The sequence below is a fragment of the Mixta sp. Marseille-Q2659 genome, assembly GCF_940807255.1.
GTDB lineage: Bacteria > Pseudomonadota > Gammaproteobacteria > Enterobacterales > Enterobacteriaceae > Mixta.
This window is the reverse complement of the sequence record NZ_CALNWY010000039.1, coordinates 1-20,389: the sequence shown is the minus strand read 5'-3', so window position 1 is coordinate 20,389 and position 20,389 is coordinate 1. Positions and strand designations below refer to the sequence as shown.

34 protein-coding genes and 1 pseudogene are annotated in these 20,389 nt (G+C 49.9%); 29 read left to right on the top strand and 6 right to left on the bottom strand.

From position 1 onward, the window contains the following. The first annotated feature begins 12 nt into the window (after positions 1 to 12). The 23 genes and pseudogenes from rplP to P3C52_RS18865 all read left to right on the top strand — a co-directional run. On the top strand, positions 13 to 423 hold the full coding sequence (gene rplP / locus P3C52_RS18975; RefSeq protein WP_008927134.1) for a 50S ribosomal protein L16: 411 nt from the start codon (positions 13 to 15) through the stop codon (positions 421 to 423). Continuing rightward, a complete protein-coding gene (gene rpmC, locus P3C52_RS18970; RefSeq protein WP_141178026.1) occupies positions 423 to 614 on the top strand; it encodes a 50S ribosomal protein L29 in 192 nt (63 codons plus the stop codon). The genes rplP and rpmC overlap by 1 nt, the downstream gene beginning before the upstream one ends. After that, on the top strand, positions 614 to 868 hold the full coding sequence (rpsQ, locus tag P3C52_RS18965; protein WP_013510766.1) for a 30S ribosomal protein S17: 255 nt from the start codon (positions 614 to 616) through the stop codon (positions 866 to 868). Before rpmC ends, rpsQ begins: the two co-directional genes overlap by 1 nt. A gap of 168 nt (positions 869 to 1,036) precedes the next feature. Continuing rightward, a complete protein-coding gene (gene rplN / locus P3C52_RS18960) occupies positions 1,037 to 1,408 on the top strand; it encodes a 50S ribosomal protein L14 (RefSeq protein ID WP_038629760.1) in 372 nt (123 codons plus the stop codon). Positions 1,409 to 1,418: 10 nt separating this feature from the next. Continuing rightward, positions 1,419 to 1,733, top strand: coding sequence for a 50S ribosomal protein L24 (gene rplX / locus P3C52_RS18955; RefSeq protein ID WP_038629761.1), 315 nt, complete (start codon positions 1,419 to 1,421; stop codon positions 1,731 to 1,733). A 14-nt stretch (positions 1,734 to 1,747) separates the two neighbouring features. Next, positions 1,748 to 2,287 carry a 50S ribosomal protein L5 gene (gene rplE, locus P3C52_RS18950; protein ID WP_038629762.1) on the top strand — a complete coding sequence of 180 codons (540 nt, stop codon included), beginning with the start codon at positions 1,748 to 1,750 and terminating at the stop codon, positions 2,285 to 2,287. A 14-nt stretch (positions 2,288 to 2,301) separates the two neighbouring features. After that, positions 2,302 to 2,607 carry a 30S ribosomal protein S14 gene (gene rpsN, locus P3C52_RS18945; protein WP_085068464.1) on the top strand — a complete coding sequence of 102 codons (306 nt, stop codon included), beginning with the start codon at positions 2,302 to 2,304 and terminating at the stop codon, positions 2,605 to 2,607. 33 nt (positions 2,608 to 2,640) lie between these two features. After that, positions 2,641 to 3,033 carry a 30S ribosomal protein S8 gene (rpsH, locus tag P3C52_RS18940; protein WP_275556449.1) on the top strand — a complete coding sequence of 131 codons (393 nt, stop codon included), beginning with the start codon at positions 2,641 to 2,643 and terminating at the stop codon, positions 3,031 to 3,033. A gap of 12 nt (positions 3,034 to 3,045) precedes the next feature. After that, on the top strand, positions 3,046 to 3,579 hold the full coding sequence (rplF, locus tag P3C52_RS18935) for a 50S ribosomal protein L6 (protein WP_275556448.1): 534 nt from the start codon (positions 3,046 to 3,048) through the stop codon (positions 3,577 to 3,579). Between the two features lie 9 nt (positions 3,580 to 3,588). Beyond that, complete coding sequence (rplR, locus tag P3C52_RS18930; RefSeq protein ID WP_038629765.1) at positions 3,589 to 3,942, top strand: 50S ribosomal protein L18; 354 nt, start codon at positions 3,589 to 3,591, stop codon at positions 3,940 to 3,942. Between the two features lie 14 nt (positions 3,943 to 3,956). Beyond that, positions 3,957 to 4,457, top strand: a complete 501-nt coding sequence (gene rpsE, locus P3C52_RS18925) for a 30S ribosomal protein S5 (RefSeq protein ID WP_085068460.1) — start codon at positions 3,957 to 3,959, stop codon at positions 4,455 to 4,457. A 6-nt stretch (positions 4,458 to 4,463) separates the two neighbouring features. Then, on the top strand, positions 4,464 to 4,643 hold the full coding sequence (gene rpmD / locus P3C52_RS18920) for a 50S ribosomal protein L30 (RefSeq protein ID WP_038016616.1): 180 nt from the start codon (positions 4,464 to 4,466) through the stop codon (positions 4,641 to 4,643). Between the two features lie 3 nt (positions 4,644 to 4,646). Then, entirely contained in the window at positions 4,647 to 5,081 is a 435-nt protein-coding gene (gene rplO / locus P3C52_RS18915) for a 50S ribosomal protein L15 (RefSeq protein WP_275556447.1), read from the top strand. 7 nt (positions 5,082 to 5,088) lie between these two features. Further along, positions 5,089 to 6,420, top strand: coding sequence for a preprotein translocase subunit SecY (gene secY / locus P3C52_RS18910; RefSeq protein WP_104955947.1), 1,332 nt, complete (start codon positions 5,089 to 5,091; stop codon positions 6,418 to 6,420). 31 nt (positions 6,421 to 6,451) lie between these two features. Then, complete coding sequence (rpmJ, locus tag P3C52_RS18905) at positions 6,452 to 6,568, top strand: 50S ribosomal protein L36 (protein WP_004160566.1); 117 nt, start codon at positions 6,452 to 6,454, stop codon at positions 6,566 to 6,568. A 143-nt stretch (positions 6,569 to 6,711) separates the two neighbouring features. After that, positions 6,712 to 7,068, top strand: a complete 357-nt coding sequence (gene rpsM / locus P3C52_RS18900) for a 30S ribosomal protein S13 (protein ID WP_275556446.1) — start codon at positions 6,712 to 6,714, stop codon at positions 7,066 to 7,068. Positions 7,069 to 7,084: 16 nt separating this feature from the next. Continuing rightward, positions 7,085 to 7,474: a 30S ribosomal protein S11 gene (rpsK, locus tag P3C52_RS18895; RefSeq protein ID WP_004160563.1), complete on the top strand. Its 390-nt coding sequence runs from the start codon at positions 7,085 to 7,087 to the stop codon at positions 7,472 to 7,474. Positions 7,475 to 7,505: 31 nt separating this feature from the next. Next, positions 7,506 to 8,126, top strand: a complete 621-nt coding sequence (gene rpsD / locus P3C52_RS18890; RefSeq protein ID WP_085068454.1) for a 30S ribosomal protein S4 — start codon at positions 7,506 to 7,508, stop codon at positions 8,124 to 8,126. A 25-nt stretch (positions 8,127 to 8,151) separates the two neighbouring features. After that, entirely contained in the window at positions 8,152 to 9,141 is a 990-nt protein-coding gene (rpoA, locus tag P3C52_RS18885) for a DNA-directed RNA polymerase subunit alpha (protein ID WP_085068452.1), read from the top strand. 40 nt (positions 9,142 to 9,181) lie between these two features. Beyond that, complete coding sequence (rplQ, locus tag P3C52_RS18880) at positions 9,182 to 9,568, top strand: 50S ribosomal protein L17 (protein ID WP_003850180.1); 387 nt, start codon at positions 9,182 to 9,184, stop codon at positions 9,566 to 9,568. Positions 9,569 to 9,688: 120 nt separating this feature from the next. Further along, positions 9,689 to 10,057: a DUF1992 domain-containing protein gene (locus tag P3C52_RS18875; RefSeq protein ID WP_275556445.1), complete on the top strand. Its 369-nt coding sequence runs from the start codon at positions 9,689 to 9,691 to the stop codon at positions 10,055 to 10,057. Between the two features lie 2 nt (positions 10,058 to 10,059). Then, the gene (zntR, locus tag P3C52_RS18870; protein WP_275556444.1) at positions 10,060 to 10,497 is read left to right on the top strand and encodes a Zn(2+)-responsive transcriptional regulator; all 438 of its coding nucleotides are present in this window, start codon (positions 10,060 to 10,062) and stop codon (positions 10,495 to 10,497) included. A gap of 53 nt (positions 10,498 to 10,550) precedes the next feature. Beyond that, positions 10,551 to 10,748, top strand: a pseudogene (locus tag P3C52_RS18865) (alternative ribosome-rescue factor A); the annotation flags it as partial. A 56-nt stretch (positions 10,749 to 10,804) separates the two neighbouring features. Here the strand turns inward: P3C52_RS18865 and mscL are convergent. From mscL to def, 5 genes are all read right to left on the bottom strand, one after another. After that, on the bottom strand, positions 10,805 to 11,215 hold the full coding sequence (mscL, locus tag P3C52_RS18860) for a large-conductance mechanosensitive channel protein MscL (protein WP_275556443.1): 411 nt from the start codon (positions 11,213 to 11,215) through the stop codon (positions 10,805 to 10,807). 118 nt (positions 11,216 to 11,333) lie between these two features. Next, positions 11,334 to 12,710 carry a Trk system potassium transporter TrkA gene (gene trkA, locus P3C52_RS18855; protein ID WP_275556442.1) on the bottom strand — a complete coding sequence of 459 codons (1,377 nt, stop codon included), beginning with the start codon at positions 12,708 to 12,710 and terminating at the stop codon, positions 11,334 to 11,336. Between the two features lie 39 nt (positions 12,711 to 12,749). Beyond that, the gene (gene rsmB, locus P3C52_RS18850; RefSeq protein ID WP_275556441.1) at positions 12,750 to 14,039 is read right to left on the bottom strand and encodes a 16S rRNA (cytosine(967)-C(5))-methyltransferase RsmB; all 1,290 of its coding nucleotides are present in this window, start codon (positions 14,037 to 14,039) and stop codon (positions 12,750 to 12,752) included. A gap of 48 nt (positions 14,040 to 14,087) precedes the next feature. Next, a complete protein-coding gene (gene fmt, locus P3C52_RS18845; protein ID WP_275556440.1) occupies positions 14,088 to 15,035 on the bottom strand; it encodes a methionyl-tRNA formyltransferase in 948 nt (315 codons plus the stop codon). Between the two features lie 14 nt (positions 15,036 to 15,049). Next, a complete protein-coding gene (gene def / locus P3C52_RS18840) occupies positions 15,050 to 15,562 on the bottom strand; it encodes a peptide deformylase (protein ID WP_275556439.1) in 513 nt (170 codons plus the stop codon). A 125-nt stretch (positions 15,563 to 15,687) separates the two neighbouring features. Between def and dprA the strand changes: the two genes are divergently transcribed. The 6 genes from dprA to P3C52_RS18810 are packed head-to-tail and all read left to right on the top strand — an operon-like array spanning position 15,688 to position 19,468. Next, positions 15,688 to 16,812 carry a DNA-protecting protein DprA gene (gene dprA / locus P3C52_RS18835; protein ID WP_275556438.1) on the top strand — a complete coding sequence of 375 codons (1,125 nt, stop codon included), beginning with the start codon at positions 15,688 to 15,690 and terminating at the stop codon, positions 16,810 to 16,812. Continuing rightward, entirely contained in the window at positions 16,784 to 17,257 is a 474-nt protein-coding gene (gene smg, locus P3C52_RS18830; protein ID WP_103061387.1) for a DUF494 family protein Smg, read from the top strand. The genes dprA and smg overlap by 29 nt, the downstream gene beginning before the upstream one ends. Positions 17,258 to 17,281: 24 nt before the next feature. Next, entirely contained in the window at positions 17,282 to 17,836 is a 555-nt protein-coding gene (locus P3C52_RS18825; RefSeq protein ID WP_275556437.1) for a topoisomerase DNA-binding C4 zinc finger domain-containing protein, read from the top strand. Continuing rightward, the gene (tsaC, locus tag P3C52_RS18820; RefSeq protein ID WP_275556436.1) at positions 17,814 to 18,401 is read left to right on the top strand and encodes an L-threonylcarbamoyladenylate synthase type 1 TsaC; all 588 of its coding nucleotides are present in this window, start codon (positions 17,814 to 17,816) and stop codon (positions 18,399 to 18,401) included. Before P3C52_RS18825 ends, tsaC begins: the two co-directional genes overlap by 23 nt. A gap of 3 nt (positions 18,402 to 18,404) precedes the next feature. Continuing rightward, the gene (aroE, locus tag P3C52_RS18815; RefSeq protein ID WP_275556435.1) at positions 18,405 to 19,223 is read left to right on the top strand and encodes a shikimate dehydrogenase; all 819 of its coding nucleotides are present in this window, start codon (positions 18,405 to 18,407) and stop codon (positions 19,221 to 19,223) included. Continuing rightward, complete coding sequence (locus tag P3C52_RS18810; protein ID WP_275556434.1) at positions 19,220 to 19,468, top strand: DUF1488 domain-containing protein; 249 nt, start codon at positions 19,220 to 19,222, stop codon at positions 19,466 to 19,468. The genes aroE and P3C52_RS18810 overlap by 4 nt, the downstream gene beginning before the upstream one ends. On the opposite strand, the gene P3C52_RS18805 is transcribed toward P3C52_RS18810, so the two are convergent. Next, a complete protein-coding gene (locus P3C52_RS18805) occupies positions 19,444 to 19,998 on the bottom strand; it encodes a gamma carbonic anhydrase family protein (RefSeq protein WP_275556433.1) in 555 nt (184 codons plus the stop codon). The genes P3C52_RS18810 and P3C52_RS18805 overlap by 25 nt on opposite strands. Between the last annotated feature and the right edge of the window lie 391 nt (positions 19,999 to 20,389).

Here is a 20,389-nt window from a genome sequence, read left to right as displayed (position 1 = left end):
GGAGAGTCGCTGATGTTACAACCAAAGCGTACAAAATTCCGTAAGGTGCACAAAGGCCGCAACCGTGGTCTGGCTGCCGGTACGGATGTGAGCTTCGGTACTTTCGGTCTGAAAGCTGTTGGCCGTGGTCGTCTGACTGCTCGTCAGATCGAAGCAGCACGTCGTGCTATGACCCGTGCAGTTAAGCGTCAAGGTAAGATCTGGATCCGTGTATTCCCGGACAAACCGATCACCGAGAAGCCGCTGGAAGTGCGTATGGGTAAAGGTAAAGGTAACGTGGAGTATTGGGTTGCCTTGATCCAGCCGGGTAAAGTCCTGTATGAAATGGACGGTGTACCGGAAGAGCTGGCCCGTGAAGCATTCAAGCTGGCAGCAGCAAAACTGCCTATCAAAACCACCTTTGTTACTAAGACGGTGATGTAATGAAAGCAAAAGAGCTGCGTGAAAAAAGCATTGAAGAGCTGAACACTGAGCTGCTGAACCTGCTGCGTGAGCAGTTTAACCTGCGTATGCAGGCAGCATCTGGCCAGCTTCAACAGACTCATCTGCTGAAGAATGTGCGTCGTGATGTTGCACGTGTTAAGACTTTACTGACTGAGAAGGCGGGTGCGTAATGACCGATAAAATCCGTACTCTGCAAGGTCGTGTTGTTAGTGACAAAATGCAGAAATCTGCAGTTGTTGCTATCGAGCGTTTCGTGAAGCACCCGATCTACGGTAAATTCATTAAGCGTACGACTAAGCTGCACATCCATGACGAGAACAACGAATGCGGTATCGGCGACGTGGTTGAAATCCGCGAATGCCGTCCGCTGTCCAAGACTAAGTCCTGGACGCTGGTTCGCGTTGTAGAGAAAGCGGTTCTGTAATAGAATCCCCTTTCTTAAAAAATAAGATAAACGGCTCGCAAGAGCCGTTTATTTTTTCTACCCATCTGCGAGAACCGGTGTTATAATGCCGCGCCCTCAATTATGGGGCTTTCTAACGACCCGCTGTTTGGGTCCCGAAGTAGTAGTTGACATTAGCGGAGCACTAAAATGATCCAAGAACAGACTATGCTGAACGTCGCCGACAACTCCGGTGCACGTCGCGTAATGTGTATCAAGGTTCTGGGTGGCTCGCACCGTCGCTACGCAGGCGTAGGCGACATCATCAAAGTTACCATCAAGGAAGCGATTCCGCGTGGTAAAGTGAAAAAAGGTGATGTGCTTAAGGCGGTAGTGGTGCGCACCAGGAAGGGTGTTCGTCGCCCTGACGGTTCTGTCATTCGCTTCGATGGTAATGCATGCGTTATTTTAAACAATAACAGCGAGCAGCCTATCGGAACGCGTATTTTTGGGCCGGTAACTCGTGAACTTCGTAATGAAAAGTTCATGAAAATTATCTCCCTGGCACCAGAAGTACTCTAAGGAGCGAGCAATGGCAGCGAAAATCCGTCGTAACGACGAAGTTATCGTGCTGACCGGTAAAGATAAAGGTAAGCGCGGTAAAGTAAAAAATGTCCTGTCTTCTGGCAAGGTCATTGTTGAAGGTATCAACCTGGTGAAGAAACATCAGAAGCCGGTTCCGGCTCTGAACCAACCAGGCGGCATCGTTGAAAAAGAAGCTGCAATTCAGGTTTCTAACGTTGCTATCTTCAATGCGGCTACCGGTAAGGCTGACCGTGTAGGCTTTAGATTCGAAGACGGCAAAAAAGTCCGTTTCTTCAAGTCTAACAGCGAAACTATCAAGTAATTTGGAGTAGTACGATGGCGAAACTGCATGATTACTACAAAGACGAAGTAGTTAAAAAACTCATGACTGAGTTTGGCTACAATTCTGTCATGCAAGTCCCTCGGGTCGAGAAGATCACCCTGAACATGGGTGTTGGTGAAGCGATCGCTGACAAAAAGCTGCTGGATAACGCAGTAGCTGACCTGGCAGCAATCTCCGGTCAAAAACCGCTGGTCACCAAAGCACGCAAATCAGTTGCAGGCTTCAAAATCCGTCAGGGCTATCCGATCGGCTGTAAAGTAACTCTGCGTGGCGAACGCATGTGGGAGTTCTTTGAGCGTCTGGTCACTATTGCTGTACCGCGTATTCGTGACTTCCGTGGCCTGTCTGCGAAGTCTTTCGATGGTCGTGGTAACTATAGCATGGGCGTCCGTGAGCAGATCATCTTCCCAGAAATCGACTATGACAAAGTCGATCGCGTTCGTGGTTTGGATATCACCATTACCACTACTGCGAAATCTGATGATGAAGGCCGTGCTCTGCTGGCTGCTTTTGACTTCCCGTTCCGCAAGTAAGGTAGGGTTACTTAATGGCTAAGCAATCAATGAAAGCACGCGAAGTCAAGCGTGAGAAATTAGCAGACAAATTCTTCGCAAAACGCGTAGAACTGAAAGCGATCATTTCTGATGTGAACGCCTCCGACGAAGATCGTTGGAATGCTGTTCTCAAGCTGCAGAGTCTGCCGCGTGATTCCAGCCCGTCTCGTCAGCGTAACCGCTGCCGTCAAACAGGTCGTCCGCATGGTTTCCTGCGGAAGTTCGGGTTGAGCCGTATCAAGGTCCGTGAAGCCGCTATGCGCGGTGAGATCCCGGGTCTGAAAAAGGCTAGCTGGTAATTGTCACCAATTGAATCACGGGAGTAAAGACAGATGAGCATGCAAGATCCGATCGCGGATATGCTGACCCGTATCCGTAACGGTCAGGCCGCGAACAAAGTTGCGGTCACCATGCCTTCCTCCAAGCTGAAAGTGGCAATCGCCAACGTGCTGAAGGAAGAAGGTTATATTGAAGATTTCAAAATCGAAGGCGACATCAAGGCGGAACTGGAACTGACTCTTAAGTATTTCCAGGGTAAAGCTGTGGTAGAAAGCATTCAACGTGTTAGCCGTCCTGGTCTGCGCATCTATAAGAAAAAAGATGAGCTGCCGAAGGTAATGGCTGGACTGGGTATTGCTGTTGTTTCTACCTCTAAAGGTGTTATGACTGATCGTGCAGCGCGCCAGGCTGGTCTTGGTGGCGAAATTATCTGCTACGTGGCTTAACGGAGGAATATAATGTCTCGTGTTGCTAAAGCACCTGTCGTTGTTCCTGCCGGCGTAGAGGTAAAACTCAACGGTCAGGAAATTTCGATCAAAGGTAAAAACGGCGAGCTGACTCGTACTATCAATAATGCTGTTGAAATTAAGCATGCTGACAACGCTCTGACTTTCGCTCCGCGCGAAGGTTTCGTTGACGGCTGGGCGCAGGCGGGTACTGCCCGTGCGCTGCTGAACGCAATGGTTATCGGTGTTACCGAAGGCTTCACTAAGAAGCTGCAGCTGGTTGGTGTAGGTTATCGTGCAGCCGTTAAAGGCAATGTCGTGAATCTGTCACTGGGTTTTTCTCACCCGGTTGACCACGAACTGCCTGCGGGAATCACTGCAGAATGTCCGTCTCAGACTGAAATCGTACTGAAAGGTGCTGATAAACAGCTGATCGGCCAGGTTGCGGCTGACTTGCGCGCCTACCGTCGTCCTGAGCCTTACAAAGGCAAGGGTGTTCGTTACGCCGACGAAGTCGTGCGTACCAAAGAGGCTAAGAAGAAGTAAGGTAACACTATGGATAAGAAATCTGCTCGTATCCGTCGTGCGACCCGCGCACGTCGCAAGATCAAAGAGCTGGGTGCTACTCGCCTGGTGGTACATCGTACCCCGCGTCATATTTACGCACAGGTAATCGCCCCGAATGGCTCTGAAGTTCTGGTTGCTGCTTCTACTGTAGAAAAAGCTATCTCTGAACAACTGAAGTACACCGGCAACAAAGACGCTGCTTCTGCGGTAGGTAAAGCTATTGCTGAGCGCGCGCTGGAAAAAGGCATCAAAGACGTTGCTTTCGACCGTTCCGGTTTCCAATATCATGGTCGCGTCCAGGCACTGGCAGAAGCTGCCCGTGAAGCTGGCCTTCAGTTCTAAGGTAGAGGTCTAAGATGGCACACATCGAGAAACAAGCTGGTGAACTGCAGGAAAAGCTGATCGCGGTAAACCGTGTATCTAAAACTGTTAAAGGTGGCCGTATTTTCTCCTTCACCGCACTGACTGTAGTGGGTGATGGTAACGGTCGCGTAGGTTTTGGTTACGGTAAAGCGCGTGAAGTACCGGCAGCGATCCAGAAAGCGATGGAAAAAGCCCGTCGCAACATGATTAACGTCGCGCTGACTAACGGCACCCTGCAGCACCCGGTTAAAGGTGCGCACACAGGTTCCCGTGTGTTCATGCAGCCGGCTTCAGAAGGTACCGGTATCATCGCCGGTGGTGCAATGCGCGCCGTCCTGGAAGTCGCTGGAGTTCATAACGTTCTGGCTAAAACCTATGGTTCTACTAACCCGATTAACGTGGTTCGTGCAACTATCGATGGCCTGGAAAATATGAAGTCTCCGGAAATGGTCGCTGCCAAGCGTGGTAAATCCGTTGAAGACATTCTGGGGTAATTGACCATGGCAAAGACGATCAAAATTACTCAAACCCGCAGTGCAATCGGCCGTCTGCCTAAGCATAAGGCAACGCTGCTTGGCCTGGGTCTGCGTCGCATTGGCCATACCGTTGAGCGTGAAGATACGCCTGCTGTACGCGGTATGGTTAACGCGGTTTACTACATGGTTAAAGTGGAGGAGTAACAGATGCGTTTAAATACTCTGTCTCCGGCCGAAGGCTCAAAACAGGCGGGTAAACGTCTGGGTCGTGGTATCGGTTCTGGCCTGGGTAAAACCGGCGGTCGTGGTCACAAAGGTCAGAAGTCTCGTTCTGGCGGTGGCGTACGTCGTGGTTTCGAAGGCGGTCAGATGCCTCTGTACCGTCGTCTGCCGAAATTCGGCTTCACTTCTCGTAAAGCAATGGTTACAGCGGAAATCCGTCTGTCCGAGCTGGCGAAAGTGGAAGGCGGTATCGTTGACCTGAATACGCTGAAAGCAGCAAACATCATCGGTACTCAGATTGAATTTGCGAAAGTAATTCTGTCTGGCGAAGTTTCTGCACCGGTAACGGTTCGTGGTCTGCGCGTCACTAAAGGCGCTCGTGCTGCAATCGAAGCTGCTGGCGGTAAAATTGAGGAATAAGTAGCAGATGGCTAAGCAACCAGGATTAGATTTTCAAAGTGCCAAGGGCGGTTTCGGCGAACTGAAACGCAGACTTTTGTTTGTCATCGGTGCGCTGATTGTATTCCGCATTGGCTCTTTTATTCCGATCCCTGGTATCGATGCCACTGTACTTGCCAAACTGCTTGAACAACAGCGCGGCACCATCATTGAAATGTTTAATATGTTCTCTGGTGGTGCTTTAAGCCGTGCTTCTATCTTTGCTCTGGGAATTATGCCGTATATATCGGCATCAATTATTATCCAGCTGCTGACGGTGGTTCATCCCGCCCTGGCAGAAATCAAGAAAGAAGGGGAGGCTGGCCGTCGTAAGATTAGTCAGTACACCCGTTACGGTACTCTGGTATTGGCAATTTTTCAGTCGATCGGTATTGCTACCGGTTTACCGAATATGCCTGGAATGCAGGGCCTGGTAATTAATCCAGGCTTTGCTTTCTATTTTACCGCTGTTGTGAGTCTGGTTACCGGAACAATGTTCCTGATGTGGCTGGGCGAACAGATTACTGAACGTGGTATCGGCAACGGTATCTCAATCATAATCTTTGCTGGTATTGTTGCGGGTCTTCCGCCGGCCATTGGCCATACCATCGAGCAAGCGCGGCAAGGCGACCTGCACTTCCTTCTGTTGCTGTTGGTTGCAGTTCTCGTATTTGCAGTGACCTTCTTCGTTGTTTTCGTTGAGCGTGGTCAACGCCGCATTGTGGTGAACTATGCGAAACGTCAGCAAGGCCGTCGTGTCTATGCTGCACAGAGTACACATTTACCGTTGAAGGTGAACATGGCAGGGGTTATCCCGGCAATTTTCGCCTCCAGCATTATCCTGTTCCCTGCGACTATTGCCTCATGGTTTGGTGGCGGTACAGGATGGAACTGGCTGACAACTATTTCGCTCTATTTGCAGCCAGGACAGCCGCTTTATGTGCTACTCTATGCGACTGCAATCATCTTCTTCTGTTTCTTCTATACGGCTTTGGTTTTCAACCCGCGAGAAACAGCAGATAACCTGAAGAAGTCTGGTGCATTTGTACCAGGAATTCGTCCGGGAGAGCAAACGGCGAAGTACATCGATAAAGTGATGACGCGTCTGACTTTGGTTGGTGCGCTCTACATTACTTTCATCTGCCTGATCCCGGAGTTCATGCGTGATGCGATGAAAGTACCGTTCTACTTCGGTGGGACCTCACTGCTTATCGTCGTTGTTGTCATCATGGACTTTATGGCTCAAGTGCAAACTCTGATGATGTCCAGTCAGTACGAGTCTGCATTGAAGAAAGCAAACCTGAAAGGCTATAGCCGCTAATCAGGCGCTTGAGAAGTTACGGAGAGTAAAAATGAAAGTTCGTGCTTCCGTCAAGAAATTATGTCGTAACTGCAAAATCATCCGTCGCGACGGCGTCGTGCGTGTGATCTGCAGCGCCGAGCCTAAGCACAAACAGCGCCAGGGCTGATTTTCTCGCATATTTTTCTTGCAAAGTTGGGTTGAGCTGGCTAGATTAGCCAGCCAATCTTTTGTATGTCTGTGCGTTTCCATTTGAGTATCCTGAAACGGGCTTTTCAGCATGGGGCGCATATATAATTTTAGGAGTGCATAGTGGCCCGTATAGCAGGCATTAACATTCCTGATCAGAAACATACCGTGATCGCATTAACTTCGATCTATGGTATCGGCAAGACTCGCTCCAAAGCCATCTGTGCTGCTGCGGGTATCGCTGAAGATGTTAAGATCAGTGAGCTGTCTGAAGAACAAATCGACACGCTGCGTGACGAAGTTGCCAAATTTGTCGTTGAAGGTGATCTGCGCCGTGAAGTTAGCATGAGCATCAAGCGTCTGATGGACCTTGGTTGCTATCGCGGTTTGCGTCATCGTCGTGGTCTGCCAGTGCGCGGTCAGCGTACTAAGACCAACGCCCGTACCCGTAAGGGTCCGCGCAAACCGATCAAGAAATAATCGGGGTGATTGAATAATGGCAAAGGCACCAGTTCGTGCACGTAAACGTGTAAGAAAACAAGTCTCAGATGGCGTGGCTCATGTCCATGCTTCTTTTAACAACACCATCGTTACCATTACTGACCGTCAGGGTAACGCACTGGGTTGGGCAACTGCCGGTGGTTCCGGTTTCCGTGGTTCTCGTAAATCTACGCCGTTCGCTGCACAGGTTGCTGCTGAGCGTTGCGCAGAGGCCGTGAAAGATTACGGTATCAAGAATCTGGAAGTTATGGTTAAGGGTCCGGGTCCGGGTCGCGAATCTACTATTCGTGCTCTGAACGCCGCAGGTTTCCGCATCACTAATATTACTGATGTGACTCCGATCCCTCACAACGGTTGTCGTCCGCCGAAAAAACGTCGCGTATAACGCTCGTTTTTAGGATAGTTGGAGAAAGAAAATGGCAAGATATTTGGGTCCTAAGCTCAAGCTGAGCCGTCGTGAGGGCACAGACCTGTTCCTGAAGTCTGGCGTTCGCGCGATTGATTCCAAGTGTAAGATTGAACAAGCCCCTGGTCAGCATGGTGCGCGTAAACCGCGTCTGTCTGATTACGGCGGTCAGTTACGTGAAAAGCAGAAAGTTCGTCGTATCTACGGCGTGCTTGAGCGTCAGTTCCGTAACTATTACAAAGAAGCAGCACGTCTGAAAGGCAACACCGGTGAAAACCTGTTACAACTGCTGGAAGGTCGTCTGGACAACGTAGTTTATCGTATGGGCTTTGGCGCTACTCGTGCAGAAGCACGTCAGCTGGTTAGCCATAAATCCATCATGGTAAACGGCCGCGTTGTTAACATCGCTTCTTATCAGGTATCTCCGAATGACGTAGTCAGCATCCGCGAGAAAGCCAAAAAGCAGTCTCGCGTGAAAGCCGCTCTGGAGCTGGCTGAGCAGCGTGAAAAGCCAACCTGGCTGGAAGTTGATGCAACTAAGATGGAAGGTGTGTTCAAACGTATTCCTGAACGTACCGATCTGTCTGCGGACATTAACGAACACCTGATCGTCGAGCTTTACTCCAAGTAAAGCTTAGTACCAAAGAGAGGACACAATGCAGGGTTCTGTGACAGAGTTTCTAAAACCGCGCCTGGTAGATATCGAGCAACTGAGTTCGACGCACGCCAAGGTGACCCTTGAGCCTTTAGAGCGTGGCTTTGGCCATACTCTTGGTAACGCACTGCGCCGTATTCTGCTGTCATCCATGCCGGGTTGCGCGGTGACCGAGGTTGAGATTGATGGTGTACTTCATGAGTACAGCACCAAAGAGGGCGTACAGGAAGACATCCTGGAAATCCTGCTTAACCTGAAAGGGCTGGCGGTAAGAGTTCAGGGTAAAGATGAAGTCATCCTTACTTTGAATAAATCTGGCATTGGCCCTGTGACTGCAGCCGACATTACCCATGACGGTGATGTCGAAATCGTCAAGCCGCAGCACGTGATCTGCCATCTGACCGATGAAAACGCATCAATTAATATGCGTATCAAAGTTCAGCGTGGCCGTGGTTATGTGCCGGCTTCTGCCCGAATTCATTCGGAAGAAGATGAGCGCCCAATCGGCCGTCTGTTGGTCGACGCCTGCTACAGCCCTGTAGACCGTATCGCCTACAATGTTGAAGCTGCGCGTGTAGAACAGCGTACCGACCTGGACAAGCTGGTCATCGAAATGGAAACCAACGGCACTATCGATCCTGAAGAGGCGATTCGTCGTGCGGCAACCATTCTGGCTGAACAACTGGAAGCTTTTGTTGACCTACGTGATGTACGTCAGCCGGAAGTGAAAGAAGAGAAACCAGAATTCGATCCGATCCTGCTGCGCCCTGTTGACGATCTGGAATTGACTGTCCGCTCTGCTAACTGCCTCAAGGCAGAAGCTATCCACTACATCGGTGATCTGGTACAGCGTACCGAGGTTGAGCTACTCAAAACGCCTAACCTTGGTAAAAAATCTCTCACTGAGATTAAAGACGTGCTGGCCTCGCGTGGTCTTTCTCTGGGCATGCGCCTGGAAAACTGGCCGCCGGCAAGCATTGCTGATGAATAACCAGATCGCAGGTTAAGGTTTTACTGAGAAGGATAAGGTCATGCGCCATCGTAAGAGTGGTCGTCAACTGAACCGCAACAGCAGCCATCGTCAGGCTATGTTCCGCAACATGGCCGGCTCTTTGGTTCGTCATGAGATCATCAAGACGACCCTGCCGAAAGCGAAAGAGCTGCGTCGCGTAGTTGAGCCGCTGATTACTCTTGCCAAGACCGACAGCGTAGCTAATCGTCGTCTGGCATTCGCCCGTACTCGTGATAACGAGATCGTGGCAAAACTGTTTAACGAGCTGGGCCCGCGTTTCGCGAGCCGTGCCGGTGGTTACACTCGTATTCTGAAGTGTGGCTTCCGCGCTGGTGACAACGCTCCGATGGCTTACATCGAGCTGGTTGATCGTCCAGAAGCTCAAGCAGAAGCTGCAGCAGAGTAATCTGTTGTAGATTAAAGAACCGGGCCTGGCGCCCGGTTTTTTTATATCCATTTTTCGTCCTGCCGCTTTATCTCTCTCTTTTCTGCGCTATCCTGAAAACCTTAATTCTGGAGGTAACCTATGTGGCTAATTGATGAGTTGGCTGAACAGCATATTCTCGAAGCACAGAAAAAAGGAGAGCTGACTGGTTTGCCGGGAGAAGGCGCGCCGCTTATTCTCGATGACGACAGTCATGTTCCTGCCGAGCTTCGTGCTGGCTATCGTCTGTTAAAAAATGCTGGTTATTTACCGCCGGAACTTGAACTGCGGCGCGAAGCTGTAGAACTCAATGATTTACTAAAGCAGGTTGAGCCGCAGGATGAGATGCATAGCGACTATCTAAAGCGGCTCCGTCTGTTAGAAATGAATTTAATTCAGGCAGGTATGAGTACTGATTTTCTTTCCAGCCATTATCGGGAAGCGATAGCTCATCGTCTCTTTGGAGAATAACTATGTATCGCATTGGTGAGCTGGCTCGGCTGGCAGGTGTAACGCCGGAAACAGTTCGTTATTACGAAAAAGAAAATATGATGGAAGTCCCAGCTCGCTCTGCAGGCGGGTTTCGTTTGTACACGCAAGATGATCTGCAGCGTTTAAAATTTATTCGGCATGCTAAGCTGCTGGGATTATCTCTGGAAGCGATTCGCGAGCTACTATCAATCCGGGTTGATCCAGAAAGTCACACCTGTCAGGAATCTAAAAATATAGTTGAAGAACGACTGCATGAAGTTGAACGCAGGATAGCTGAACTTCAGGTAATGCGGCATTCTTTACAGCGTTTAAGCGAGGCTTGCTGTGGTTCTGCTCATACCAGCCTTGATTGTTCTATATTAGAAAGCCTTGAGCAGGGCGCCGTAAAAAATAGTGAATCTGGCTCAGGTAAGCATTGATTTAAGCAAAAATGAGGTTTATATAACTTCTGACTTTAACTACAGGAGACATTATGTCTGGTTATCAGCATAAAAAAGGTAAGATTAAAGATAATGCTATAGAAGCGCTATTGCATGATCCTCTGTTTAAGACACGCGTTGAAGTTAACGTGAAGGGAAAAGGCAGTTATCGGCGAAAAGCAAAGCACAGCAACAAAAGCGGCTGGGAGGCCAGTGGTAAAGTAAGCTTTACCACTGGCCTTTTAGTTTCTGCAAAACTGATCTCGAAAAAAACATCGAAGCCTGTTATTAACAGAACGGCCGCACTTTAGCTCTTATTGTTTTGCTGTTTAAGTAAATCGCGGATTTCAGTCAACAGCGTTGCTTCAGCGCTTGGTTTAGCTGCAGGTTTTTCAACTTCTTTCTTTTTATGTAACTTGTTCATCAGTTTGATAGCGATAAAAATCGCAAACGCGATGATAATGAAGTCAAAAATATTCTGTAGGAAAATGCCGTACTCCATCACAACCGGCGGCGTTTCTCCTTGTGCAGGTTTTAACACCCATTTGAACTGCTTGAAGTCTACGCCGCCAATCAATAATCCTAAGGGGGGCATAATAATATTGGCGACAAGGGATGACACAATCTTGCCGAAAGCGGCGCCAATGATTACACCTACGGCCAGATCCACAACATTGCCGCGCATTGCAAAATCACGGAATTCTTTGAAAAAACTCATAAACAGCTCCTCTCCATTGCCAAACTATAAAGTCTAACAAACGTATCGAGGTTTGCCATGGTCAATTGATGGAGCAGCGAACCTGAGGCAGTAAACGGCTTCCTTGCCGTTAGGAAAATTAGAGGAAAAACGGACTTGGCTGGAAAAGGCGTTCGACATCCGGGACAAACTTTTTATCCGTCAGGAACATGATGACATGGTCGCCTTGTTCAATACGAAGATTGTTATTGGCGATCATAACGTCATCACCACGTACCACCGCACCGATAATGGTTCCCGGTGGCAATTTAATATCCTCCACCAACCGACCAACTACACGGGAGGTCGTTTCGTCTCCGTGGGCAATGGCTTCGATGGCTTCGGCAACGCCGCGGCGTAAAGATGAAACGCTAACAATATCAGCCTTGCGTACATGGCCAAGCAGAGCGGAAATGGTCGCCTGCTGAGGGGAAATAGCAATATCAATCACGCTTCCCTGCACTAAATCAACGTAGGCGCGCCGCTGGATTAGCACCATAACTTTTTTGGCGCCCATTTTTTTCGCCAGCATCGCTGACATAATGTTGGCTTCATCATCATTGGTAACGGCGATAAAAAGATCCACCTGATCGATATGCTCTTCAACCAGTAACTCTTGATCCGACGCGTCGCCATAAAAAACGATTGTATCCTGCAACAGCTCAGCCAGTTCGGCTGCTCGTTGCTGATTACGTTCAATCAGCTTAACGCTGTAATTTTTTTCCAGCCGTTGCGCCAGGCCGTAACCAATATTACCGCCGCCAACGAGCATTATCCGCTTATAAGGCTTTTCCAACCGTTGCATCTCGCTCATTACCGCGCGGATATGTTGACTGGCCGCGATAAAAAAGACTTCGTCACCCGCTTCGACAATCGTTGAACCCTGAGGACGGATAGGGCGATCTTGACGGAAGATTGCCGCAACGCGCGTATCAATGTGGGGCATATGTTCGCGCATGATTGACAAAGGATTACCAATCAGCGGCCCGCCATAATAGGCTTTTACTACGGCCAGACTCACTTTGCCTTCGGCAAAATTAACCACCTGAAGCGCGCCCGGATATTGAATCAGGCGATAAATGTTATCTATGACTAATTGCTCTGGCGAAATCAGATGATCAATAGGCACCGCTTCCGGGATAAACAATTTTTCTGCGTCGCGGATATAGTCTGCAGCTCGAATACGTGCAATACGGTTCGGCGTATTAAACAGCGTATAAGCTACCTGACAGGCAATCATATTGGTTTCGTCGGAGCTGGTTACTGCAACCAGCATATCAGCATCCTGCGCGCCCGCTTCACGTAAGATCCGGGGATGAGAGCCGTGGCCCTGCACAACGCGCAAGTCAAACTTATCCTGTAGGTGACGTAGACGCGTCGCGTCCTTGTCCACTACGGTAATGTCATTATTTTCGCCAACCAGGTTTTCAGCCAGCGTGCCGCCGACCTGACCTGCTCCGAGAATGATTATTTTCATCGTTGTTTCAACTTATAGGTTGTCGCAGCGCATACTACGTTATCTTTTTATTAGCTTAGCGTAAAAGAACCCATCGCCGCCTTGCGGGTCAGGGAAGCATTGCAGCCCAACAGCGCTGTCATGACTAAGCGGAATATGCTCAGCATCCTGATGACGTTCCAGAAAACTGGCGATCTGTAGCTGGTTTTCTTCTGGCAAAACGGAGCAGGTTGCATAAAGCAAAGTGCCGCCAGATTTCAGATGTGGCCAGATAGCATCGAGGATCTCACGCTGTAAAGATGCCAGCTCCGGAATATCGCGGTCGCGCCGCAACCATTTAATATCTGGATGACGTCGAATGACGCCGGTAGCCGAGCAAGGCGCATCCAGCAAAATACGATCGAACAGCGTACCGTCGCACCACTGATCGGGGTATCGACCATCGCCTTGCTTTACCTCAGCTTGCATATTAAGCCGCGTCAGATTCTCAGTAACGCGTTTCAGGCGCTGGGGATCAATATCAACAGCCATAACCTGAGCCGATGGCGCCGCCTCAAGAATATGAGTAGTTTTTCCGCCGGGCGCGGCACACAGGTCGAGGATCCGCTCCCCATTCTGAGGTTCAAGATACGTTACGCAGCCCTGAGCTGATGCATCCTGTACGGTAACCCATCCTTGCGCAAAACCGGGCAACTGGCCGACTGCGGATGGCGTTTCCAGCATTAAAGCATCGGGATAGACAGGATGAGACGTGGCGTTGTTGCCATTCTCCTGCAGTAATGCCAGCCACTGGTCACGGCTATGGTGTTGACGATTAACACGTAGCCACATCGGAGGCCGTTGATTATTCGCCTCGATAATTTGCTGCCATTGTTCTGGCCAGGCCAGCTGCAAACGCTTCAACAACCAGCTCGGATGCAAAAAGCGCTGCGGCTCCTGCTCAAGTTGAGGCATTAGCTCGGCCTGTTGGCGCTGGAACTGACGTAACACGCCGTTTATCAAACCTTTCAGCTGAGGACGCTTAAGAACGGTTGCGCCTTCTACCGTTTCAGCCAGCGCTGCATGGGCCGGAATGCGGGTATACAGAAGCTGATAAAGCCCGACCATAATTAAAAAATGTAAAGTGCGCTGTTTGCCCGTCAGAGGACGAGCCATAAGCTGTTTAATCGCCGCTTCGAGCAGCGGCAACGTGCGCAGCACGCCGAAGCAAAGCTCCTGTAATAGCGCGCCGTCTTTATCAGAAAGATTTTTTTGCGCCGTCGGCAACAGATTACTTAAGGACTGGCCTTGTTCTACCACGCGCTCAAGCGTTTGCGCCGCAAGGCTGCGGAGATTGATCGTTTTTTTCATTTTTGAATCATCAATAAATCAAGCCCGGTATGATAACCGAGCTTTAAATCAGGCGAGGCGCGTTCCTGGTGTAAACCACTCGCGGCGTGAGTTCAGAATATCCTGTACCGACATAGCTTTTTTGCCTGCTGGCTGTAGCGTCTGGATATTTAATATGCCTTCCGATGTGGCGACCTGGATGCCGTTTTTATCTGCCTGGACAATCTCGCCCGGCTGATAACCATCCTGATGTGGCAGAACGCTGGCCTGCCACACCTTAACCGGCTGCTCATCAATATAAAAATAGCTAACGGGCCAGGGATTGAAAGCCCGGATACAGCGCTCAAGCTGTGCGGCTGACAGCGACCAGTTAAGCTGCGCTTCTTCTTTGCTTAACTTCTCGGCATAGGTAGCAAGATTGTTATCCTGCGGCTCAGGTTTTATGTTGCCCTGGCTTAAATGCGCGAGCGTTTGCAGCAACCCTTGCGGTCCCAGCTCTGCTAACCTGGCATACAGAGTAGCGCTGGTATCCGCTGCGGTAATAGGGCAGGCCAGTTTCAGTAACATGCCGCCGGTATCCAGGCCTGCATCCATCTGCATAATGGTAACGCCGGTTTCATTATCGCCAGCCCAAAGCGAGCGTTGGATCGGCGCCGCGCCGCGCCAGCGCGGAAGCAGAGAACCATGAACATTGATACAGCCAAGACGCGGCATATCCAGCACAGCCTGCGGCAGGATAAGGCCATAAGCCACTACGACCATCACATCAGCCTGTAAAACAGCAACCAGCTGCTGATTCTCTTCAGGCCGCAAGGATTTGGGTTGGAATACCGGAATATCATGCTGCTGGGCAAGGAGTTTGACCGGGCTGGCCGTAAGTTTATTGCCACGTCCAGCAGGGCGATCGGGCTGAGTAAAGACCCCAACGATCTGATGCTCAGACGTAAGCAGCGCGTCAAGATGACGCGCTGCGAAGTCAGGAGTGCCAGCAAAAATTATTTTCAATGATTCAGACACGCTATTCCTTACTATCAGGAGGCACGGGTATTAAGGCGAGCTAGCTTTTCCAGTTTTTGGCGAATACGCTGGCGTTTCAACGGGGATAAATAGTCAATAAACAGCTTACCAACCAGATGATCCATTTCATGTTGAATACAAATTGCCAGCAGGCCATCTGCTTCCAGTTCAAACGTTTTACCTTCGCGGTCCAGCGCCCGAACTTTTACGCGTTCCGAGCGTGGTACCAGAGCGCGCTGTTCAGGAATGGAAAGGCAGCCTTCTTCAATACCGGTTTCACCGCTTTCTTCCAGCAGCTCAGGATTTATCAACACCAGACGTTCATCACGATTTTCTGATACGTCAATAACGATAATACGCTGGTGAATATCGACCTGAGTTGCTGCCAGGCCGATGCCTTCTTCGGCGTACATCGTCTCAAACATATCATCTACGATGCGCTGAATTTCCGCATTCACTTCAGTGACGGGTTTCGCGACGATGCGAAGGCGATCGTCGGGATAATGTAATACTTGTAAGACTGACATAACTTTCCAGATCTGTATTCAGAGAAGAAACTATCGTTGCCTCTTATTGTAGACATTTCACTCCTTGATTGACAGCATTGCGGACAGGGAAAGCGAGCGCTGGCGCGCATGGACAAGGACGCAAAATGACTTCAACGGAAGTATGGCTACGCCTGATGAGCGTATCTGGATTGTACGGTGAAAAGATGTTGCGAGCCGCACACTTATTAAGTCATGACGGACATGCAGATCCACAAAACTTTATCGCCGCAGGTTTTGACGCGACGCAGATCGAAGCCTTTCAGTCGGTTTCTGAAAAAAGCCTTGAACGGGCGCAGCGCTGGCTCGAACAGCCGAATCACCATTTAATCACCGCAGACGATCCGCTGTTTCCTCCACTATTAAAAGATATTGCGCGTTATCCGGCTGCAATGATGGTTTCTGGCGATCCGCACCTGCTTTCTGCCCCGCAGTTGGCGGTGGTCGGTAGCCGTAGCGCATCGCATTACGGGCGGCAGTGGGGAGATTATTTTACGCAAAGCTTAGCGTTGAGCGGGCTGACGATTACCAGCGGGTTAGCGCGCGGGATCGATGCGGTGGCGCATCGAGCTGCCTTAGCGGTAAAAGGAAAAACTGTTGCCGTTTTAGGGAGTGGATTAGAGCGGCTCTATCCTGCAAATCACCAACGTCTTGCCGAACAGATTGTCGAGGCGGGCGGGGCGCTTGTATCGGAATTCTCTCTTAGTACGGTGCCTTATGCGCATAATTTTCCACGACGCAATCGTATTATTAGCGGATTAAGCCTTGGCGTTTTGGTAGTGGAAGCTTCTTTAAAAAGTGGTTCGTTAGTTACAGCGCGTTATGCGTTAGAACAGAATCGGGAAGTCTATGCGTTGCCAGGACCGCTTGGCAGCAATGTCAGCGAGGGCAACCACTGGCTTATTCAGCAGGGAGCTTTATTAGTTGCTCACCCTAATAATATCCTTGAGCAGATTCACAGCAGCCTGCAGTGGTTACCGCTTACCGCGCAGAATAGAATTAATTCTTCAGACAATGCTGATGGTCCATTGCCATTTGCCGATGTGTTGGCTAACGTAGGAGATGAGGTTACACCTGTTGACGTCGTCGCTGAACGTGCCGGCCAACCTGTGCCAGCCATCATAGCTAAACTGCTTGAGCTGGAGTTAGCAGGATGGATCGCAGCTGTACCCGGCGGCTATGTCCGATTGAGGAGGGCAGGCCATGTTCGACGTACTAATGTACTTGTTTGAAACTTATATCCACAGCGAAGCAGAGATGCGCGTTGATCAGGATAAACTGACTGATGATCTGGCAGATGCTGGATTTCATCGTGACGATATTAATAATGCGTTGAACTGGTTGGAAAAATTAGCAGACTATCAGGATGGACTTGTCGCTCCGATACTGTTAACCACCGATCCGCTCTCGATGCGTATCTATACCGAGGAAGAAAGTCAGCGTCTTGATGCCAGCTGTCGCGGTTTTATTCTGTTTCTGGAGCAAATTCAGGTATTGAATCTGGAAACGCGAGAGATGGTTATTGAGCGAGTCATGGCTCTGGATACGTTTGAATTTGATCTGGAAGATCTTAAATGGGTGGTACTGATGGTGCTGTTTAACATCCCCGGATGCGAAAATGCCTATCAGCAAATGGAAGAACTACTTTTCGACGTCAATGAAGGAATGTTGCACTGAGTTGTTTAACAGTGGTCAAACGCAATGAGTAAACCAGCACTTTTCTCAGTGCGAAAGCATGAACCCTGCCCCACCTGTGGGGCAGCTCTCGTTATTCGCTCCGGCAAACATGGTCCATTTCTGGGATGTTCAAATTATCCAGAATGTGATTACGTCCGACCGCTGAAAAACCCGTCAGATGGGCACATCGTTAAAGTCCTGGCAGGACAGCACTGTCCTGTATGTCAAGCGGAAATGGTATTACGGCAGGGACGTTACGGAATGTTTATCAGCTGTAGTCGCTATCCTGAATGCGCTCATACTGAAACTATCGACCGTCCAGATGAAACCTCTATTTCCTGCCCACAATGTCAAAAAGGGCATTTGGTACAGCGCCGTTCACGTTTCGGTAAAACCTTTCACGCCTGCAATCGCTATCCTGATTGCCAGTTTGCCGTGAATTTTACGCCGAAAGAGGGAACCTGTGCTTTTTGTCATTTCCCATTATTAATCGAAAAGAAAACCGCCCATGGCTTAAAACTTTTTTGTGCCAGTAAAGCGTGCGGCAAACCCGTAAATGCAGGAAACAGTAGTGAATAAAGACAATATTCCCGGAGCGCTTGACTGGTGCGTTGAGCAGTTGCGTCAGCAGACAGTCATTGCTTATCCAACAGAAGCTGTATTTGGACTGGGATGCGATCCCGATAGCGAAACTGCAGTAATGCAACTACTGGCATTTAAGCAGCGGCCGGTCGAAAAAGGGTTGATATTAATTGCCGCTGATTATAGTCAGCTTAAGCCTTATATTGCCGATCATGCGCTTTCCGTGGCGCAGCGCGAAAAGATGTTTTCCTCCTGGCCCGGCCCAGTGACGTGGGTCTTGCCTGCGTTGCCCGATACGCCTCGCTGGTTGACAGGACGTTTCGATACGTTGGCAGTGCGGGTTAGCGATCATCCTTTAGTTCAGGCGTTATGCCAGAAATTTGGCAAACCTCTGGTATCCACCAGTGCAAACCTGAGCGGTCAGCCTCCCTGCCGAAACGTGGAAGAAGTGCTTCAGCAGTTTGGCGCACATTTTCCTGTTTTACATGGAGAGACGGGCGGTCGGCTTAATCCTTCAGAAATTCGCGATGTTATAAGCGGTGATATTATTCGGCAGGGATAAAAAATGAATAACTTCGTGGTGATTGGCAATCCCATCGCTCACAGTAAATCGCCCTTGATTCACCGTTACTTTGCGGAGCAAACGGGTATTACGCATCGTTACGGGCAGTTACTTGCGCCGCTTGATGGTTTTGGCCTTACTCTGCAAAATTTCCATCAGGAAGGAGGGGTAGGAGCCAACGTAACGTTGCCCTTTAAGCAGCAGGCTTATGAACTGGCGGATCGATTAACGGAGCGAGCAGCATCGGCCGGAGCGGTCAATACGCTGCACTGGGGCGAGGATGGACAATTACTTGGGGATAATACTGATGGCGTCGGCTTGCTTAGCGATTTGGAAAGACTCTCACTCATCAAGCCTGACGATCGTATTTTGTTAGTAGGCGCTGGTGGCGCGGCGCGCGGCGTAATTCTGCCGCTGCTTTCTTACGGGTGTTCTCTCACGATAGCTAACCGTACGTTATCTCGCGCCAGCGAGCTGGCTGCCGTTTTCCATCAAACTGGCAGAGTTAACGCTTTGGCAATGACGGAGCTGACGGATAAGCAGTTTGATTTAATTATAAATGCCACGTCCAGTGGAGTAGATGGAAGTATTCCTGCGCTGCCTGCTTCATTAATTAACGACGACACCCGCTGCTACGATATGTTTTATCAACAAGGTGCGACGCCATTCCTTAGCTGGTGCCAACAGGCCGGGGCAACAGCCATGGCGGATGGGTTAGGTATGTTGGTTGGGCAGGCGGCGCACGCTTTTCTGCTCTGGCATGGCGTATTGCCTGATGTGACGTCGGCCCTTAACCGATTACAGTCAGAGCTGGCAACATGAATCAGGCGATACAGTTCCCCGATCGGGAAACATGGAATGAAACCGAGCAGGCGGTAACGTTTCCCGCCATGGTTAATGGTTTTCAACTGACCTGCGTGATTAGCGCGGCAGTGCTATTTCAGCGGTTCGGAGAAGGCGAGCCGCTGGAAATTTTTCGCGCTCATCGCTGGGATCTGGAAGATCTGGCGCAAGAGCTAATCGAAGAACAGCGAGAGGATGCTCAAGGCTGGGTTTGGCTTTCCTGAGCCAGGTAATCATCCTTCCAGGTGACATAGTTATTTGCTGAATAGCGCAGCCCCTCAATTTCCTTTTCATTTAACGGCCGGATTTGTTTTACCGGGCTGCCCAGATAGAGATAGCCTTTTTCCAGTCGTTTCCCGGGCGGTACCAGGCTGCCGGCGCCAATCATTACATCGTCTTCTACTATTACGCCATCCAGTAAAATAGAACCCATACCAACCAGCACTCGGTTGCCAATTGTGCAGCCATGCAGCATCGCCTTATGTCCGACGGTAACCTCTTCACCAATGATTAAGGGAAAGCCTTCCGGCTGGCTGGCGGATTTATGCGTGACATGAAGTACGCTGCCGTCCTGAATGTTGCTGCGCTTGCCAATAACAACACTGTTTACATCTCCCCTAATCGCTACAAGTGGCCAGATGCTGGCATCATCTCCCAGGGTAACATCGCCAACGACTACGCTGGTGGGATCAACCATGACGCGATGGCCGGTACGAGGAAAAGAGTGCTTATAAGGACGTAAAGCAGCAGACATACAATTTCTCCTTTAAATGATTTTGTGCAGCGTAGCGGATAACAGCGGAAACGCACCTTGATATTGTGCGGTAATTTTAGGCCGATCGCATAAGATCTCAGCGAAAAGAATGAAAAGTCAGCAACTGATAAAAAAGATCGAAAAAAGGCTTGTGCAAAGAATTCGGATCCCTATAATGCGCCTCCATCGACACGGCACAATGGCTTACGCCACGCGGTGTTGAGCGGTTCAGCGAAGTCTGAATCGCCGGAGAAAAACTTCTGAAAAAAGAGGTTGACTCTGAAAGAGGAAAGCGTAATATACGCCACCTCGCGACAACGGCACGAAGCGCCGGTCGCACCGCTCTTTAACAATTTATCAGACAATCTGTGTGGGCACTCACGGACGGGAT

What these genes read in the sequence shown, in the direction of transcription:
- rplP (WP_008927134.1), top strand. Translation starts at nt 13, where the DNA reads ATGTTACAACCAAAGCGTACAAAATTCCGTAAGGTGCACAAAGGCCGC.
- rpmC (WP_141178026.1), top strand. Translation starts at nt 423, where the DNA reads ATGAAAGCAAAAGAGCTGCGTGAAAAAAGCATTGAAGAGCTGAACACT.
- rpsQ (WP_013510766.1), top strand. Translation starts at nt 614, where the DNA reads ATGACCGATAAAATCCGTACTCTGCAAGGTCGTGTTGTTAGTGACAAA.
- rplN (WP_038629760.1), top strand. Translation starts at nt 1,037, where the DNA reads ATGATCCAAGAACAGACTATGCTGAACGTCGCCGACAACTCCGGTGCA.
- rplX (WP_038629761.1), top strand. Translation starts at nt 1,419, where the DNA reads ATGGCAGCGAAAATCCGTCGTAACGACGAAGTTATCGTGCTGACCGGT.
- rplE (WP_038629762.1), top strand. Translation starts at nt 1,748, where the DNA reads ATGGCGAAACTGCATGATTACTACAAAGACGAAGTAGTTAAAAAACTC.
- rpsN (WP_085068464.1), top strand. Translation starts at nt 2,302, where the DNA reads ATGGCTAAGCAATCAATGAAAGCACGCGAAGTCAAGCGTGAGAAATTA.
- rpsH (WP_275556449.1), top strand. Translation starts at nt 2,641, where the DNA reads ATGAGCATGCAAGATCCGATCGCGGATATGCTGACCCGTATCCGTAAC.
- rplF (WP_275556448.1), top strand. Translation starts at nt 3,046, where the DNA reads ATGTCTCGTGTTGCTAAAGCACCTGTCGTTGTTCCTGCCGGCGTAGAG.
- rplR (WP_038629765.1), top strand. Translation starts at nt 3,589, where the DNA reads ATGGATAAGAAATCTGCTCGTATCCGTCGTGCGACCCGCGCACGTCGC.
- rpsE (WP_085068460.1), top strand. Translation starts at nt 3,957, where the DNA reads ATGGCACACATCGAGAAACAAGCTGGTGAACTGCAGGAAAAGCTGATC.
- rpmD (WP_038016616.1), top strand. Translation starts at nt 4,464, where the DNA reads ATGGCAAAGACGATCAAAATTACTCAAACCCGCAGTGCAATCGGCCGT.
- rplO (WP_275556447.1), top strand. Translation starts at nt 4,647, where the DNA reads ATGCGTTTAAATACTCTGTCTCCGGCCGAAGGCTCAAAACAGGCGGGT.
- secY (WP_104955947.1), top strand. Translation starts at nt 5,089, where the DNA reads ATGGCTAAGCAACCAGGATTAGATTTTCAAAGTGCCAAGGGCGGTTTC.
- rpmJ (WP_004160566.1), top strand. Translation starts at nt 6,452, where the DNA reads ATGAAAGTTCGTGCTTCCGTCAAGAAATTATGTCGTAACTGCAAAATC.
- rpsK (WP_004160563.1), top strand. Translation starts at nt 7,085, where the DNA reads ATGGCAAAGGCACCAGTTCGTGCACGTAAACGTGTAAGAAAACAAGTC.
- rpsD (WP_085068454.1), top strand. Translation starts at nt 7,506, where the DNA reads ATGGCAAGATATTTGGGTCCTAAGCTCAAGCTGAGCCGTCGTGAGGGC.
- rpoA (WP_085068452.1), top strand. Translation starts at nt 8,152, where the DNA reads ATGCAGGGTTCTGTGACAGAGTTTCTAAAACCGCGCCTGGTAGATATC.
- rplQ (WP_003850180.1), top strand. Translation starts at nt 9,182, where the DNA reads ATGCGCCATCGTAAGAGTGGTCGTCAACTGAACCGCAACAGCAGCCAT.
- P3C52_RS18875 (WP_275556445.1), top strand. Translation starts at nt 9,689, where the DNA reads ATGTGGCTAATTGATGAGTTGGCTGAACAGCATATTCTCGAAGCACAG.
- zntR (WP_275556444.1), top strand. Translation starts at nt 10,060, where the DNA reads ATGTATCGCATTGGTGAGCTGGCTCGGCTGGCAGGTGTAACGCCGGAA.
- mscL (WP_275556443.1), bottom strand. Translation starts at nt 11,215, where the DNA reads ATGAGTTTTTTCAAAGAATTCCGTGATTTTGCAATGCGCGGCAATGTT.
- trkA (WP_275556442.1), bottom strand. Translation starts at nt 12,710, where the DNA reads ATGAAAATAATCATTCTCGGAGCAGGTCAGGTCGGCGGCACGCTGGCT.
- rsmB (WP_275556441.1), bottom strand. Translation starts at nt 14,039, where the DNA reads ATGAAAAAAACGATCAATCTCCGCAGCCTTGCGGCGCAAACGCTTGAG.
- def (WP_275556439.1), bottom strand. Translation starts at nt 15,562, where the DNA reads ATGTCAGTCTTACAAGTATTACATTATCCCGACGATCGCCTTCGCATC.
- dprA (WP_275556438.1), top strand. Translation starts at nt 15,688, where the DNA reads ATGACTTCAACGGAAGTATGGCTACGCCTGATGAGCGTATCTGGATTG.
- smg (WP_103061387.1), top strand. Translation starts at nt 16,784, where the DNA reads ATGTTCGACGTACTAATGTACTTGTTTGAAACTTATATCCACAGCGAA.
- P3C52_RS18825 (WP_275556437.1), top strand. Translation starts at nt 17,282, where the DNA reads ATGAGTAAACCAGCACTTTTCTCAGTGCGAAAGCATGAACCCTGCCCC.
- tsaC (WP_275556436.1), top strand. Translation starts at nt 17,814, where the DNA reads ATGCAGGAAACAGTAGTGAATAAAGACAATATTCCCGGAGCGCTTGAC.
- aroE (WP_275556435.1), top strand. Translation starts at nt 18,405, where the DNA reads ATGAATAACTTCGTGGTGATTGGCAATCCCATCGCTCACAGTAAATCG.
- P3C52_RS18810 (WP_275556434.1), top strand. Translation starts at nt 19,220, where the DNA reads ATGAATCAGGCGATACAGTTCCCCGATCGGGAAACATGGAATGAAACC.
- P3C52_RS18805 (WP_275556433.1), bottom strand. Translation starts at nt 19,998, where the DNA reads ATGTCTGCTGCTTTACGTCCTTATAAGCACTCTTTTCCTCGTACCGGC.